Annotated in this window: 13 protein-coding genes; 12 read left to right on the forward strand and 1 reads right to left on the reverse strand. The window is 65.2% G+C overall.

What is annotated here, in order from left to right:
- The first annotated feature begins 1 nt into the window (after position 1).
- The 11 genes from mftG (at position 2) to RFA01S_RS15880 (ending at position 13,904) form a co-directional block, all read left to right on the forward strand.
- Positions 2-1,549 carry a mycofactocin dehydrogenase MftG gene (gene mftG / locus RFA01S_RS15830; protein WP_052060844.1) on the forward strand — a complete coding sequence of 516 codons (1,548 nt, stop codon included), beginning with the start codon at positions 2-4 and terminating at the stop codon, positions 1,547-1,549.
- A 57-nt stretch (positions 1,550-1,606) separates the two neighbouring features.
- Positions 1,607-1,744 (forward strand): hypothetical protein, encoded by a 138-nt coding sequence (locus RFA01S_RS27780; RefSeq protein ID WP_167326762.1) that lies wholly within the window; start codon positions 1,607-1,609, stop codon positions 1,742-1,744.
- Between the two features lie 109 nt (positions 1,745-1,853).
- Positions 1,854-3,149, forward strand: a complete 1,296-nt coding sequence (locus RFA01S_RS15840) for a sigma-54-dependent transcriptional regulator family protein (RefSeq protein WP_032408035.1) — start codon at positions 1,854-1,856, stop codon at positions 3,147-3,149.
- Between the two features lie 121 nt (positions 3,150-3,270).
- A complete protein-coding gene (gene exaC, locus RFA01S_RS15845) occupies positions 3,271-4,794 on the forward strand; it encodes an acetaldehyde dehydrogenase ExaC (protein WP_032386983.1) in 1,524 nt (507 codons plus the stop codon).
- On the forward strand, positions 4,794-5,333 hold the full coding sequence (locus RFA01S_RS15850) for a DUF779 domain-containing protein (protein WP_052060843.1): 540 nt from the start codon (positions 4,794-4,796) through the stop codon (positions 5,331-5,333). Before exaC ends, RFA01S_RS15850 begins: the two co-directional genes overlap by 1 nt.
- Positions 5,334-5,446: 113 nt before the next feature.
- A complete protein-coding gene (locus RFA01S_RS15855; RefSeq protein WP_027496286.1) occupies positions 5,447-6,430 on the forward strand; it encodes a cation diffusion facilitator family transporter in 984 nt (327 codons plus the stop codon).
- Between the two features lie 121 nt (positions 6,431-6,551).
- The gene (gene eat / locus RFA01S_RS15860; RefSeq protein ID WP_032383547.1) at positions 6,552-8,006 is read left to right on the forward strand and encodes an ethanolamine permease; all 1,455 of its coding nucleotides are present in this window, start codon (positions 6,552-6,554) and stop codon (positions 8,004-8,006) included.
- Entirely contained in the window at positions 8,003-9,415 is a 1,413-nt protein-coding gene (locus RFA01S_RS15865) for an ethanolamine ammonia-lyase subunit EutB (protein ID WP_032383548.1), read from the forward strand. The genes eat and RFA01S_RS15865 overlap by 4 nt, the downstream gene beginning before the upstream one ends.
- 59 nt (positions 9,416-9,474) lie before the next feature.
- Positions 9,475-10,248, forward strand: coding sequence for an ethanolamine ammonia-lyase subunit EutC (gene eutC / locus RFA01S_RS15870; protein ID WP_032408034.1), 774 nt, complete (start codon positions 9,475-9,477; stop codon positions 10,246-10,248).
- 52 nt (positions 10,249-10,300) lie between these two features.
- A complete protein-coding gene (locus tag RFA01S_RS15875; protein WP_174557271.1) occupies positions 10,301-11,917 on the forward strand; it encodes an AMP-binding protein in 1,617 nt (538 codons plus the stop codon).
- Positions 11,918-11,948: 31 nt separating this feature from the next.
- The gene (locus RFA01S_RS15880) at positions 11,949-13,904 is read left to right on the forward strand and encodes an acetoacetate--CoA ligase (RefSeq protein ID WP_032408032.1); all 1,956 of its coding nucleotides are present in this window, start codon (positions 11,949-11,951) and stop codon (positions 13,902-13,904) included.
- On the opposite strand, the gene RFA01S_RS15885 is transcribed toward RFA01S_RS15880, so the two are convergent.
- Positions 13,880-14,314 carry an acyl-CoA thioesterase gene (locus RFA01S_RS15885; protein ID WP_027496292.1) on the reverse strand — a complete coding sequence of 145 codons (435 nt, stop codon included), beginning with the start codon at positions 14,312-14,314 and terminating at the stop codon, positions 13,880-13,882. The genes RFA01S_RS15880 and RFA01S_RS15885 overlap by 25 nt on opposite strands.
- A 76-nt stretch (positions 14,315-14,390) precedes the next feature.
- Here RFA01S_RS15885 and RFA01S_RS15890 point away from each other — a divergent pair, with 76 nt between their 5' ends.
- Positions 14,391-15,848 (forward strand): amidohydrolase, encoded by a 1,458-nt coding sequence (locus RFA01S_RS15890; protein ID WP_032408031.1) that lies wholly within the window; start codon positions 14,391-14,393, stop codon positions 15,846-15,848.
- The last annotated feature ends 35 nt before the right edge of the window (positions 15,849-15,883 follow it).

Here is a 15,883-nt window from a genome sequence, read left to right on the forward strand (position 1 = left end):
CGTGCGCCGGGAAAGCCGGGCAGACGACGAGGGAAGTCCACTCGACGCCGACGTCATCGTCGTCGGAGGTGGGTCGTGCGGCTGTGTCGTCGCCGCGCGACTGAGCGAGAATCCCGACCGCTCAGTTTTGCTGCTCGAAGCCGGGCCGGCATCTGCGGGGGTCGACGACATTCCGCGCAGCCTGGGCGACTCGACGACGCTCCCCATCGGTCCGGACAGCCGGTGGGTGAGCCGCTACACCGCCGAACTCACCCGCGACGTCACGCGCACGGTGACGCGAGGCCGAGTGCTCGGTGGATCCGGTGCCGTCAACGGTGGCTACTTCGTCCGGGCGATCCCCGCCGACTTCGAGGCGTGGCCACAGTCGAACTGGTCGTTCGATCAGGTGCTGCCGTTCTTTCGTCGTTCCGAGACCGATCTCGACGTCGATGCCGCCGGCGGTACCGGCGTCGACCGTCGATGGCACGGATCGGACGGGCCGATGCCGATCACCCGACCACCCGCGCGGGCCTGGCATCGGCTGACGGCCGCGTTCGTGGACTCGGCGACGAACGCCGGGATCGGCTATCGCGAGGACCTGAACGCTCCCGATGCGGGGGCGGGCGGAGTCGGTGCTGTTCCCTCGAACGTTCTGGGCGGGCTGAGGGTGAGCGCGGCCCGGGCATACCTCCTGCCGAATGCCGACCGGACGAACCTTCGTGTTCAGGGTGATACGACAGTGGTGTCGTTGAAGTTCAACGGCAGCAGGGTGATCGGAGTCGAGATCGTCGTCGGCGGAGTGCGCAGTATCGTCCGAGCCGATACCGTGATCGTGGCGGCCGGGTCCGTGCACACGCCCGCGCTGCTGATGCGGTCGGGTATCGGTGACCCCGAAAATCTTGTCCCGCTGGGTATCTCGATGGTGGTTGCCAGTCCGGGTGTGGGTCGCGGATTCTCCGACCACCCCGAGGTCGCCGTTCCCGTCGTTCCGAAACGTTCCCCCGAACATTGCCCCGATGATCGGTTGTCGTCTCCGCTCGAGGCGGTGCTGCATGCGGGCGATGCGGAAATCCGGCCGTACACGAGGCGGTTCGACGAATTGATACCCGGACTGGACGTGGGGCCGCACTCGTTCGGCGTCGGTCTGATGCGTTCGACCGCGCGAGGACGCATCGTGTTGCGCACGGCGGACGCGTTCACTCCTCCCGCGGTGAACTACCACTACCTCGAATCGGAACAGGACCGTCGGGCGATGCGAGACGGGGTCGAACTCGCCGTCGACCTGCTCCGATCCCCGGCCATGGCGTCGGTCGTGGACGTTCCCGCCATCGCAGATCCGCTCGCGCCACTCGGTACGTCGCTGCACCTGTCCGGAAGCGCTCGAATGGGGCCAGAATCTGATCCGGGGTCGGTTCTGGACGACCATTGTCGGGTGCGTGGGATCGACGGCGTGTACGTCGTCGACACCTCGGCGTTCCCGGTAGTGCCCAGCAGAGGGCCCCACGCAACGGCCGTCATGTTCGCCGAACGGGCCGCGGCGCTGATCGATCAGCACGATCGCGGCGCATGAGGCGTAGCGTTCGTGGTCTGGGGACCGTTCAGGTTCCCCAACAGATGGGTTTCTGCCATGTCGGACAAATCGCCCCGCAACACGATGACCAAGAAATCCGGCAAATCGCTCAAGGACAAGCGCGCCGACAAGCGAGCGAAGTCGAGTGGCGACACCAGCAACGACATCATCACCTCCGCCGTCAAGAAGAAGTAGCCGGTCGTCGTCGGCGGGACCGGCCCCGGTCGCACCCGTCGACAGCGGCTGTATCCTTGCCTGTGAGCTGGGTTACAAAGATGTGGACAGGTCACGGAGGAAGCGTCGAATGGCAAGCCGATCGGACAGTGGCGGCAACCCCTGGGTCGCAGTGCGTCCCGGTGAGGATGTCACTGTGCTGGCGCGCCAAATGTCCAGTGCCCATCAGTCTTTCGTCGACGACATCCGTACTCACGGCTCGGCGGTGCGGTCGGTCGTACTCGACTCGTGGATGCGAAGTCGAACCAAGGGCGTCGACCCGGACGGCGGTAGTCAGGCACCGGCCCTGAGCGGACCGGACCTCGACCGCTATCGCAACGGGCATCCGATGGCACTCATCCGCCCGGTGATCCGCAAACTGCTCGTCGAGGACGCCTCCGACACCGGTCTGCTCGTCGCGATCTCCGACGCGGAGGGCCGCCTGCTGTGGGTCGAGGGCGATTCCTCGGCCAAGGACCGCGCGCTGACGATGGATTTCGCCGAGGGCGTCGACTGGAGCGAGGAAAGCAAGGGGACCAACGCTCCGGGGACGGCACTCGCCGTCGATCACAGCGTGCAGATCTTCGCGTCCGAGCACTTCTCGCGATCGGTCCACGAATGGAGTTGCTCGGCAGCACCGGTCCATCACCCCACCAGCGGCCACATCCTGGGAGCCATCGACATCACCGGCGGGCCGCGGGTGGCCGTGCCCGAGGTGCTCTCGCTGGTGCGGGCCACCGTCGCAGCCGCCGAGTCCGAGTTACGCCTGCACCTGTTGAATTCGCCGAAATCGCTGGGCGACACGGCTCCTCGTCTCGAAGTTCTCGGATCCGGCCGGCCCGGAGTGGTGCGCGGCTCGGGCCGAACACCTATGTCGCAGCGGCACGCCGAGATCCTCCTGTTGCTCGGCGATCATCCGGAGGGGCTCAGTTCGGACCATCTCGCCGTCCTGCTCGACGAGCAGGAACTCGACTCGGTGACCATCCGCGCAGAGATGTCGCGGCTGCGTAAGTCTTTCGGCACCGCAGGCCTAGCGTCCCGGCCGTACCGATTGGTCGGCGAGTTGTCCTCCGATGTCGGCGACATCCGACGAGCTCTGGACCGCGGCGACGTCGAGGCGGCTCTACGGATCTACACTGGACCGGTGTTGCCCGGCTCGTCCGCCCCCGGCATCGAGGAGATTCGCGAAGAACTGCGGTCTCGTATGCAGGCGGCGCTGTTGCGGCTGGGGGATCCGGTGTTGCTCGCCCAGTGGACCTCCTCCATCCACGGCCGATCCGACGTGATCGCGTGGGAGGCCTATCGCGCCACGCTGAGTCGCGATTCAGCGCTCTACGGCCAGGTCAGCGCACGTATCGATCTCCTCGACCGAGATCTGGGGATCTGACGCACCCGTTGCTGCGGTGCCGTCGGCACGACGGCAACGTAGTTGCAACGTTGCACCCCCTAGTGTCCTGAATCACACACCGCATCAGCAGTGCAGCACGTGTCGATCAGGAGGATTTTCAATGTCCGTCTATGCCCGTCCAGGTACCGCCGATTCCGTCATGTCGTTCCAGTCGCGCTACGACAACTGGATCGGCGGCGAATGGGTGCCACCGGTCAAGGGCCAGTACTTCGAGAACCCGACTCCGGTCACCGGTGAGAACTTCTGCGAGGTTGCCCGTTCCACGTCCGAGGACATCGAACTCGCCCTCGATGCTGCGCACGCCGCCGCTCCCGCCTGGGGCAAGACGTCTGCGGCCGAACGCGCCGTGATCCTGAACAAGATCGCCGACCGCATCGCCGAGAACCTCGAGTCGATCGCTCTGGCCGAGTCCTGGGACAACGGCAAGCCGATTCGCGAGACCCTCAACGCCGATATCCCGCTCGCCATCGATCACTTCCGATACTTCGCCGGCTGCATCCGAGCGCAGGAAGGATCGCTCTCCGAAATCGACAGCGACACCGTCGCTTACCACTTCCACGAGCCGCTGGGCGTCGTCGGGCAGATCATCCCGTGGAACTTCCCGATCCTCATGGCCGTGTGGAAGCTCGCGCCCGCGCTCGCTGCGGGTAACGCAGTGGTGCTCAAGCCCGCCGAGCAGACCCCCGCGTCGATCCTGCACCTGATCTCGATCATCGGCGATCTGCTGCCCGCAGGCGTGCTCAACATCGTCAACGGATTCGGCGTCGAGGCAGGCAAGCCGCTGGCATCGAGCCCGCGTATCTCCAAGATCGCGTTCACCGGCGAGACCACGACCGGACGCCTGATCATGCAGTACGCGTCGCAGAATCTGATCCCGGTGACACTGGAGCTCGGTGGCAAGAGCCCCAACGTCTTCTTCTCCGACGTGCTGCAGGCCAACGACGACTACCAGGACAAGGCACTCGAGGGCTTCACGATGTTCGCCCTCAATCAGGGTGAAGTGTGCACCTGCCCGTCGCGCTCGCTGATTCAGGCGGACATCTTCGACGAGTTCCTGGCCCTCGCCGCGATCCGCACCAAGGCTGTGCGACAGGGAGATCCGCTCGACACCGAGACGATGATCGGTGCGCAGGCCTCGAACGATCAGCTCCAGAAGATCCTCTCGTACATCGAGATCGGCAAGGGTGAGGGCGCACAGGTCGTCACCGGCGGCGAGCGCGCACAGCTCGGCGGCGACCTCAACGGCGGCTACTACATGCAGCCCACCATCTTCACCGGCAAGAACAACATGCGCATCTTCCAGGAAGAGATCTTCGGGCCGGTCGTCTCGGTCACGTCGTTCACCGACTACGACAACGCCATCGAGATCGCCAACGACACCTTGTACGGGCTCGGCGCAGGCGTCTGGTCGCGGGACGGCGGTATCGCCTACCGCGCCGGCCGCGATATTCAGGCCGGTCGCGTGTGGACCAACACGTACCACCAGTACCCCGCGCACGCCGCGTTCGGTGGCTACAAGCAGTCGGGTATCGGCCGCGAGAACCACAAGATGATGCTCGATCACTACCAGCAGACCAAGAACCTGCTCGTGAGCTACGCCCAGAAGGCGCAGGGCTTCTTCTGATGGAGAACGCTCGGCCGCCCGCGCGGCTGAAGACAACCGCCGAGGCGATAGATCTTCTCCGTCGCCTCGGCGGTATCCACGGCGAACTGATGATGCATCAGTCCGGCGGATGCTGTGACGGCTCGTCGCCGATGTGTTATCCCGCAGGCGAATTCATCGTCGGCGATCGCGACGTTCTGCTCGGGTACATCGACCTCAGGCTCGGAGTGGGCGAGATCGCCCAGGACCTCCCCGAGGGTGTCGACGGCGTACCGGTGTGGATCTCGGGTTCGCAGTTCCAAGCGTGGAAACACACCCAACTCGTACTCGACGTGGTGCCGGGCCGCGGCGGCGGATTCTCGCTCGAATCGCCCGAAGGCGTGCGGTTCCTGAGCCGTGGGCGCGCGTACACCCCGGAGGAGAACGAACTTCTCGCCGCGCATCCACCTCTCGTCGGAGTCGACTGGGAAGAGGGCCGACGACCGCCGGTACCCGACGACCCACTCGTGGTCGCCGAGGCCGTCGACGCCTGTCCTGTGCCGGGAATGCTCCAGGGCTGAGTGCCTACGGCAGTGGTGCGGCTCCGCTTCCGGGTCGTTCCGCGGGCTACACTCCCGTGTGCCCCAGGCGGCACATAGCCGCACCACTGCGCGCAGCGCATACAGTGCGAACGATGAAGAGCTCATCGAAAACCGACGCGGCCGACGGCGGCGACAGCCTGCGCACCGTGGTGATCGCGTTCGTCGCCAACCTCGGTGTAGCCATTGCCAAAACGTTCGCGGCGGTGTTCACCGGGTCTGCGTCGATGGTCGCCGAGGCCGCGCACTCCTGGGCCGATACCGGCAACGAGATCTTCCTGCTCGTCGCCAATCGGCGCGGGGCGCGCGGCCCCGACGATCGCCGCCCGCTCGGGTACGGACGAGAGACGTATTTCTGGTCGACGCTCGCCGCGATCGGTTTGTTCGTCGCCGGCGCGGCGGTGTCGGTGTGGCACGGCATCACTTCGTTGCTTGCCGGCGAGTCCAGCAGTGAGAACTACCTCGTCGCCTACGTCGTGCTCGCCATCGCCTTTCTGCTCGAGGGCGTGTCCTTCCTGCAGTCGGTACGGCAAATACGCGGCGAGGCAGCGCAATACGACAAGGACTTTCTCGATTACGCGTTGGAGACCTCGGATCCGACGCTGCGAGCAGTGTTCGCCGAGGACAGCGCGGCTCTGATCGGCATCGTGATCGCCGGTGCGGGAATCGGTTTGCACCAGCTCACCGGTTCGGCGGCGTTCGACGCCATCGGCTCGATTCTGGTGGGCGTTCTACTCGGGATCGTGGCGTTCGTGCTGATCGATCGAAACCGCCGATTCCTTACCGGGGAGCCAGGATCGAGAGCATTATGGAACGCGGTAGTGCAGCGAATCGAGCTACTCCCCGAGGTGGCGTCGGTCCGGTTCGTTCGCATCGAGTTCGTCGGTCCCAAACAGATCTACGTGGTGGCGAGTGTCGATCTCGTCGGTGACTTCGCAGAGTCACGCATCGCGCACACGCTCCGGCGGCTGGAGCGTGAGCTGGAAACCAACAGAGCTGTGGTGGACGCAGTACTGACAGTCGCAGAACCGGACGAGGGAGATATCGGTGACGTGAATGCGGTTGCACAGCAGCCGTAATTCGCCCGTCATTCACCGATGACACCCCGCTTACATCACGGACCTATCGTGAACCGGTTCGCGCGCCCCACACACCCGAATGGGCGTCCCCTCGCGAGGGACCTGGTACGAGAGGCTTGCAATGTCCGTGAAAGATCCACAGTCGCCTCACCCGAAATCCGGCTCCTACGAGGGCACACAGTCGCACGTCGAGGGCGGTGACTACCTGGCCAAGAGAACCTTGAAGAAGGGGACCGCCGGGTGGGTACTTCTCGCGGGCCTCGGAGTCAGCTACGTCATCTCCGGTGACTACTCGGGCTGGAACCTCGGTCTCGCCGAAGGCGGCTTCGGTGGTCTGCTCATCGCCGCGATCATCATCGCGGGCATGTACCTGGCCATGGTCCTCGGAATGGCCGAGATGTCCTCGGCACTGCCCGCTGCGGGCGGCGGCTACACCTTCGCCCGTCGTGCTCTCGGACCGTGGGGCGGGTTCGCCACCGGCACAGCCATTCTCATCGAGTACGCCATCGCTCCCGCCGCCATCGCCACGTTCATCGGCGCGTACGTGGAATCGCTCGGACTGTTCGGAATCACCGACGGGTGGTGGGTGTACCTGGTGGTCTATGCCGTGTTCATCGGAATCCACCTCTCCGGCGCAGGCGAAGCCCTCAAGATCATGTTCGTCATCACCGCTGTCGCCTTGGTCGGACTCATCGTGTTCGCCATCGCTGCCCTCGGACAATTCGATGCGAGCAACCTGACCGATATCGCGCCGACCGACGCAGCCGGAGCCTCGGGATTCCTGCCGTTCGGCTACCTCGGCATCTGGGCGGCTGTGCCGTTCGCCATCTGGTTCTTCCTCGCCATCGAGGGCGTGCCGCTGGCCGCCGAGGAGGCCAAGGATCCGACCAAGAACGTCCCGCGCGGCATCATCGCCGCCATGGGCGTACTGCTCGTCACCGGTGCCGTCGTCCTGTTCCTGGTGACCGGAGCGGGCGGGGCCGACGCCGTCAAGGAATCGGGAAACCCGTTGGTGGAGGCGCTCGGTGACGGAACTGCGAGCAAGATCGTCAACTACATCGGCCTGGCCGGACTGGTCGCGTCCTTCTTCTCGATCATGTACGCGTACTCGCGTCAGCTCTTCGCGCTGTCCCGTGCCGGCTACCTGCCGAAGACGCTGTCCATCACCAACTCTCGTAAGGCCCCTACGCTCGCGCTGATCGTGCCCGGCGTCATCGGATTCCTGCTCTCGCTGACCGGTCAGGGCGGAATGTTGCTGAACATGGCCGTGTTCGGTGCGGCACTGAGCTACGTTCTGATGATGGTCAGCCACATCGTGCTTCGCCGCAACGAGCCGAACATGGAACGGCCGTACCGAACCCCCGGGGGCGTTGTGACCACCGGATTCGCGTTGATCATCGCGGCACTCGCCGTCGTCGCCACCTTCGTCGTCGATTCCACTGCGGCACTGTGGTGTCTGGCAGTGTTCGTCGCGTTCATGGCCTACTTCGGCATCTACAGCAGACATCATCTGGTCGCCAACTCGCCCGACGAGGAGTTCGCCGCACTGGCCGAGGCCGAGGCCGAACTGGAATGACGATCTACACCCAGCAGGTATCCGGGACCACCTACACGTTCGACGGTCTGGTCGACCTGATGGCCAAAGCGACACCGCTGCGATCGGGTGACGAATTGGCCGGCTGCGCGGCCGAATCCGATGCCGAACGGGCTGCCGCGCAGTGGGCGTTGTCCGAGGTCTCCCTCGATGTCTTCCTGCACGATCTGCTCGTTCCGTACGAAACCGACGAGGTCACCAGGCTCATCATCGATTCGCACGACCGCATCGCGTTCGGGGCCATCTCACACCTGACCGTGGGAGGTCTTCGGGATTGGCTGCTGCAGGTGACAGCGGGGCCCGATGCGGCCCAGACACTGCGATCGGTCGCGGCCGGATTGACACCCGAGATGGTCGCGGCGGTCAGCAAGATCATGCGGAACCAGGATCTGATCGCGGTGTCGCGGGCCGCGCAGGTGACGTCGGCGTTCCGGACGACGATCGGCCTACCCGGGACTCTCACCACGCGTCTGCAACCCAACCACCCGACCGACGACCCGCGTGGCATCGCCGCGGCCACACTCGACGGGCTGCTCCTCGGGTCGGGTGACGCGGTTATCGGAATCAATCCCGCGACCGACTCACCTCAGGCCACCGCCGATCTGCTGCATCTGCTCGACGAGATTCGGCAGCGTTTCGAGATCCCGACACAGTCGTGCGTCCTCTCTCATGTGACGACGACGATGGAATTGATCGACAAAGGAGTTCCGGTCGATCTGGTGTTCCAGTCCATCGCGGGAACCGAGGGTGCCAATTCGAGCTTCGGAGTGAACATTTCGTTGCTGCGTGAGGCCAACGAGGCAGGCAGATCGTTGCACCGCGGAACCGTCGGGAACAACGTCATGTATCTCGAGACGGGTCAGGGTTCGGCGCTGTCGGCGGGAGCGCACATCGGCACCGGCGACCGGCCCGTCGATCAGCAGACACTCGAGACGCGTGCGTACGCGGTGGCCCGTGATCTCGAGCCGCTGCTGATCAACACCGTAGTCGGATTCATCGGGCCCGAGTACCTGTACGACGGCAAGCAGATCATCAGGGCAGGCCTCGAGGATCACTTCTGCGGCAAGCTCCTCGGACTGCCGATGGGAGTGGACGTCTGCTACACCAATCACGCCGAGGCCGATCAGGACGACATGGACACGTTGCTCACGCTGCTGGGTGCGGCCGGCGTCGCGTTCGTCATCGCAGTGCCGGGAGCCGATGACGTCATGCTCGGCTACCAGTCCCTGAGCTTCCACGATGTGCTCTATGTGCGACAGGTCCTCGGTCTGCGGCCCGCACCGGAATTCGAGTCCTGGCTCTCGCGGCTGGGGATGGCGGACGCCGACGGCCGAGTCCTCGACGTCGATGCCGCGGGATCGCCGCTGCGGGCCTTGATGAGTGCGCGATGAGCACGCCTGCGGAACGACCCGAGGCAGGAGTGGAGCCTGCGGAACGACCGGATTTGGGAGTGGAGCCTGCGGAACGACCCGAGGCAGAGTTCTGGGGTGAGTTGCGGGCGAGTACCCAAGCTCGGATCGGTCTGGGGCGTATCGGCGATTCGTTGCCGACGACGCGGGTGCTCGAGTTTCGCTCGGCGCACGCCGCGGCCCGAGATGCGGTGCACATGCCACTCGAGGTCGACGAGTTCGTGCGTCGGGTTGAGCAGGTGGGGCTTGGTGCACCCTCGGTGGTGACGTCGTTGGCGACGAGCCGGGCCGAGTATCTGCGTCGTCCGGACCTGGGTCGTCAGCCGAGGGATTTGTCGGCGATTGCCTATTCGGACGACGAGATAGGCATCGTGCTGAGCGACGGACTGTCTCCCCGGGCGCTGGCGGATCACGGTGTGGCCATGGTGGAAGCACTGAAAACCGAACTTGCCGAGCGGTATTCTATTGCTGCACCGGTCATTGCGACCGAGGCCCGAGTGGCGCTCGGTGATCACATCGCGGCGGCGATGGGCGTGCGGACGGTACTGGTTCTCATCGGGGAGCGACCCGGCCTGTCCGTCGCGGACAGTCTCGGCATCTACTTGACGCACCTCCCCAAGCCCGGCCGTACCGACGCCGATCGCAACTGCATCTCCAACATCCACCCGCCCGAGGGGCAGGGGTACGCGCAGTCGGCCCGCATCGTGGCAGGTCTGCTGGCCGGAGCCAGGAAGCTCGGACGGTCCGGCGTCGCGCTCAAGGACACGTCGCGCGCCGAGGTGCTCGAGGCTGCGGACGTCATCACACTCGAGTAGGACCCCCATTCGGGGGTGGCCGGCCGTGACCGGCGTCACTACCGTGAGGCTCATGGACAGTTACGCCCGCGGAGATTCGGACACAGCGATACTCGACGACACGATCGGCCGAAACCTGCATCGCACCGTCGAGCGGCACGCCGAACGCGATGCCCTCGTCGATGTCGCATCGGGCAGGCGGTGGACCTACTCGGAGTTCGCGGCGGACGTCGAGTTGTTGGCGGCGGGGCTCCTCGTGGCCGGAGTGCAAGTAGGCGATCGAGTAGGGATCTGGGCACCGAACTGCCCCGAATGGACGCTGGCGCAATATGCGACGGCGGAGATCGGGGCAATTCTGGTCAACATCAATCCGGCGTACCGCTCGCACGAGCTGCAGTTCGTGCTGAGACAGGCGGGTGTCTCGGTGCTGTTGTCGGCCACCGAGTTCAAAGGGTCCGACTACACGGCCATGATCGACGACGTGCGACCGGAGGTGACAACTCTGCGCGAGGTCCTCTTCATCGGAAGCATTCAGTGGGAAGCAATGACCGATCGAGGGCACCGAGCGTTGGCGAAGACTCCGCGGATGGTCGCCGACGTGTCGAGCACACTTCGCCCGGACGACGCGATCAACATCCAATACACCTCGGGTACAACGGGTTTCCCGAATGGTGCGACGCTCAGTCATCGAAACATACTGAACAACGGCTTCTTCGTCGGCGAGCTCTGCCATTACACCGAGAACGACAGGGTCTGCATTCCGGTGCCGTTCTACCATTGCTTCGGCATGGTGATGGGCAATCTCGCGTGCACGTCGCACGGAGCAACGATGGTCATCCCCGGTCCCGCGTTCGACCCGGTGGCGACGTTGACGGCCGTGGCCGATGAGAAGTGCACCTCGCTCTACGGCGTACCGACCATGTTCATCGCCGAGTTGGCACTGGAGAACATCGGCGCATTCGATCTGAGCAGCCTGCGTACCGGAATCATGGCCGGATCACCCTGTCCCACAGAGGTGATGAAGCAGGTCATCGAACGCATGGGAATGGCAGAGGTGTCCATCTGCTACGGCATGACCGAGACGTCGCCGGTATCGCTGCAGACTCGCAGCGACGACTCGATAGAGCAGCGAGTGTCCACTGTCGGTCGTGTGGGTCCGCATCTGGAGGTGAAGATCGTCGACCCCGTTCTCGGTGAGACACTGCCGCGAGGCGAGGCGGGTGAACTGTGCACCCGTGGCTACTCGGTGATGATCGGTTACTGGGAGCAGCCCGACAAGACCGCAGAGGCGATCGACAGCGACGGGTGGATGCACACCGGCGACATCGGGGTCATGGACGGTGACGGCTACGTCGCGATCACCGGGCGCATCAAGGACATGGTGATTCGCGGCGGCGAGAACATCTATCCCCGCGAGGTCGAGGAATTTCTCTACACCCACCCCGACATCCTCGACGCTCAGGTGATCGGTGTTCCCGACGAGAAGTACGGCGAGGAATTGATGGCGTGGATACAGCTCAGAGACGGTGCCGCACCGCTGGATTCGGACGCGGTGCGGCAGTTCTGCGACGGTCGCCTCGCGCATTACAAGATTCCGCGCTACGTGCACATCGTCGACGAGTTCCCGATGACCGTCACCGGCAAGGTGCGCAAGGTCGAGATGCGTGAACGCTCGCTCGGATTGATCTGAACCCAGCCGTTGGGCTGACATACTGACGTCCATGACCAGTGCGCTGTGGACGCCCACCGATACCGATGTCGAGCACGCTCGGGTTACCGAGTTCACCCGGTTCGTCGAGGAGCGCCACGAGGTGATGCTGCCCGACTACGCAGCGTTGTGGCGGTGGTCGATCGACGACATCGAATCGTTCTGGACAGCGGTGTGGGACTACTTCGACATTCGCTCCACCATCGAGCCGGCGTCGGTCCTCGAGGGCCACGGTATGCCGGGGGCGCAGTGGTTCCCGGGTGTCGAGCTGAATTACGTCGATCAGGTCGTCCGGCACGCTCGAGGAGATCGAGCCGCCATTGTTCATGCCTCCGAGGACGGTTCGACGCGGACCGTCACGTGGTCCGAGATGATTGCTCAGGCCGGTGCGTTGGCGGGCACCCTGTCCGACGCAGGCGTTCGACGCGGCGACCGCGTCGTCGGATACCTGCCCAACGTGCCCGAGGCGATCATCGCCTTCCTGGCGACAGCAAGTCTCGGCGCGGTATGGGCTGCGTGTGGGCAGGACTACTCGGCGGCTGCGGCGCTCGACAGACTGGGGCAGCTCGACCCCACGGCGTTGATCACCGCGTCCGGGTACGTCTACGGAGGGGCCTTCCGCGACAAAGGTGCGGACGTGAACACTCTCGCAGAGGGATTGCCGACGGTACGCACCGTGGTGACCATCGGCGACGCTGTGGGGACCGCGGGGACGGCGCTGAATTGGGCGGACGCGACCGCGACACCGCGCGAGCTCGCTCCGGTCGCAGTGCCGTTCGATCACCCGTTGTGGGTCGTGTTCTCGTCGGGGACCACGGGACGGCCCAAGGGGATCGTGCACGGCCATGGTGGCGTGCTGCTCGAGCATCTCAAATCCGTTGCACTGCACTCGGATCTAGGACCCGACGATGTGTTCTTCTGGTACACGAGCCCGAGCTGGATGATGTGGAATTTCCAGGTGGCCGGTCTGCTCGTCGGGGCCACGATCGTGTGCACCGACGGAAATCCAGCGTTCCCGAGAACGGATGCGCTGTGGGGCATTGCGGCCGCGCAGGGCGTGACGTACCTCGGTACCAGCCCCGGGTACGTCCTCGCGTGCATCAAGGCGGACGCACACCCCGGTGCCGATCACGATCTCTCGAGCCTGCGCGCCATCGGGATCACCGGGTCTGCGATGCCCGCGACGTCGTCGATCTGGTTGTCGGAGAAGGTCGGAGCCCACGTACCGGTGTTCTCGATCTCCGGTGGTACCGATGTGGTGTCGGCGTTCGCCGGGGGAGTGCGGACCGTGCCTGTCTGGGCGGGCGAGTTGTCGGTTCCGTTCCTGGGCGTTGCGCTCGATGCCTACGACGAGGCAGGCAACTCGGTGCACGGCGCAGTGGGCGAACTGGTCGTCACCGAACCGATGCCGTCCATGCCGGTGCGGTTCTGGAACGATCCCGACGGAACCCGTTATCGGGACGCGTATTTCGATACCTATCCGGGCATCTGGCGGCACGGCGACTGGATCACCGTGACCGAACGCGGCAGCGTCGTCGTGCACGGTCGTTCCGATGCGACGCTGAACCGCAACGGGATTCGAATGGGAAGCGCAGACATCTATCAGGCCGTCGAATCTCTCGACGAGGTCACCGAGGCCCTGGTGCTCGGCATGGAACAGCCCGACGGGGGATACTGGATGCCGCTGTTCGTGGTGGTCCCGGACGGGCTCACCATGGAGCTACGCGAGCGCATCGTTGCCGTCATCAGGACACAGGCATCCCCGCGGCACGTTCCCGACGACATCGTCGCAGCGCCCGCGATCCCGCACACGCGGACCGGTAAGAAGCTCGAAGTGCCGCTCAAGAAAATGTTCCAAGGTGCTGCCGAGACAACTGCTCTCGACACCAGTGCCGTCGACGATCCGGAGGCGGTGCGGTGGTTCGCAGATCGCGCGGCGGAGTATCAGCGAGTCCAGCGCGCGAGGTAGGCCTTCTCCTCGGGCGCTATCCGGCGCAGAGTCTCCGCCCCGACGTCGACCATCGCCATGCGAGTGGTCGCCACCACCGCAGGCGGCGAATCCGGGGCCGCGCCCGCTGCCCGTACCTCGTAGCCGATGGTGAAATCGACCGCACGTACCTTCTCGAACCAGAGTGTGACGTCGAGCGGACCGTCCGAGTGCCGAAGCGGCTTCTTGTACGCGATGGTGACGTTCGCGATCAACGCACTCTTGATCAGGCTTTCGTTGGCCTCGCCCTCACTGAGCAGCCATTCGATGCGCGCCTCTTCGAGCAGAGTGACCATCCGGGCGTGATTGATGTGCGCGAATGCGTCCATGTCCGACCACCGCACCGTGACGGTCGCGTGATATCCGACGGGGTCGGTCCGATCTGTCTGCATCGCCACAGGCTCTGTCTTCATTGCTAGAGGATGGCATGCGCGCCTGCGTCGGGGGCGACGCTCTAGAGTCCCAGGAGTGATTATCGCCAATGTCGCACTGGATGATTCCGGCGTGCTCTTCGACATCGAACTCGTCGGCTCGACCATAGGGTCCATCACCCCGGCCGGTAGCGATCGCACCCGCGGCGTCGAGGTCGTCGACGGCGCGGGGGGAGTGGCCCTACCGGGTTTCGTGGACAGTCATGTTCATCTGACGCAATGGGCAGCGGCGCGGCGGCGTATCGATGTCGGGCCGGCCTCGTCGGCGGCCGATGCCGTGGCACTGGTGTTTCCCTATGCGCGCACAGCAGGCGATTCCGTAGTGCGCGCCAACGGTTTTCGGGACGCGCAGTGGTCCGACGAGCCACACAAGGATCTGCTCGAGAACGCGCTGCCCGGTGTGCGTGTGGCGTTGACGAGCATGGACCTGCACACGCTGTGGCTGAGTCCGGCGCTGCTGCGCGATCTCGGTATCGACCATCCCACCGGAGTGCTTCGTGACGTCGACGGTCTCGAGGCCGTCATGGCGCTGGAGGCATTGGAGGACCCGGCCGAGTTGGACCGAGCTGTGCTCGACGCCACCGCGGCACTGGCGGTCCGCGGAGTGACCGGCGTCGTCGATTTCGAGTTCGCGGACAACCGGACGGTCTGGGATCGACGCCTGTCGGCCGGATCTCCCGCAGTGCGCGTCGACACCACGGTGTGGCCGCAGTGGCTCGACGAAGCGCTCGATCGTGGGGAGCGCACCGGCGACGTCTCGGCCGTCTCGGACATGATTCGGCGCGGACCGCTGAAGGTCATGCTCGACGGCTCGCTGAACACCAGAACGGCCTGCTGTCACGATCGCTACCCGGGCGTCGACGGTGACAACGCCTACGGACTGTTGCTCGAGACCCGCGACGGACTGTTCGAGCTCGTCGCTCGCGCGGCTCGCGGCGGCATCACCTCTGCTGTCCATGCGATCGGTGACCGGGCGAACGGCGTTGCGCTCGATGCATTCGAGCGGGCCGGTTGCGGAGGTCGTATCGAACACGCGCAGCAGCTCGTCCCCGAAGACATCGCACGCTTCGCGGCGCTGGGCGTTGCGGCGTCGGTGCAGCCGCAGCACGCGATGGCCGACCGCGACATCGCCGAGGATCTGTGGGCAGGTCGGCGCTCGGTGGCCTACGGCTACGGGTCGCTCCATCGAAGCGGTGCCACGCTGCTCTTCGGCTCCGACGCTCCGGTGAGTCCACCGGAGCCATTGGCAGGCGTTGCGGCGGCGGTATTCCGAACGAACGACGACCGGCCGCCGTGGCATGCCGAGGAATCGGTTCCTCTCGACGCGGCACTACAGGCGGCGAGCGGCGGCCGCGGTGCGCTCCGCGTCGGGGACGTCGCGGACATCGTCGTTCTCGAGGAGCACCCGGTGCATCGCTCGGCGCACGATCTGGCGGAGACGGAGATCAGGGCAACGGTCTGTGCAGGCACGCTGACACACGCAGCTGCGGTATAGCACCCGGCTCGGCGGGACCCGAATGCCGTCGAGGT

Source organism: Rhodococcoides fascians NBRC 12155 = LMG 3623 (assembly GCF_001894785.1).
GTDB lineage: Bacteria > Actinomycetota > Actinomycetes > Mycobacteriales > Mycobacteriaceae > Rhodococcoides > Rhodococcoides fascians.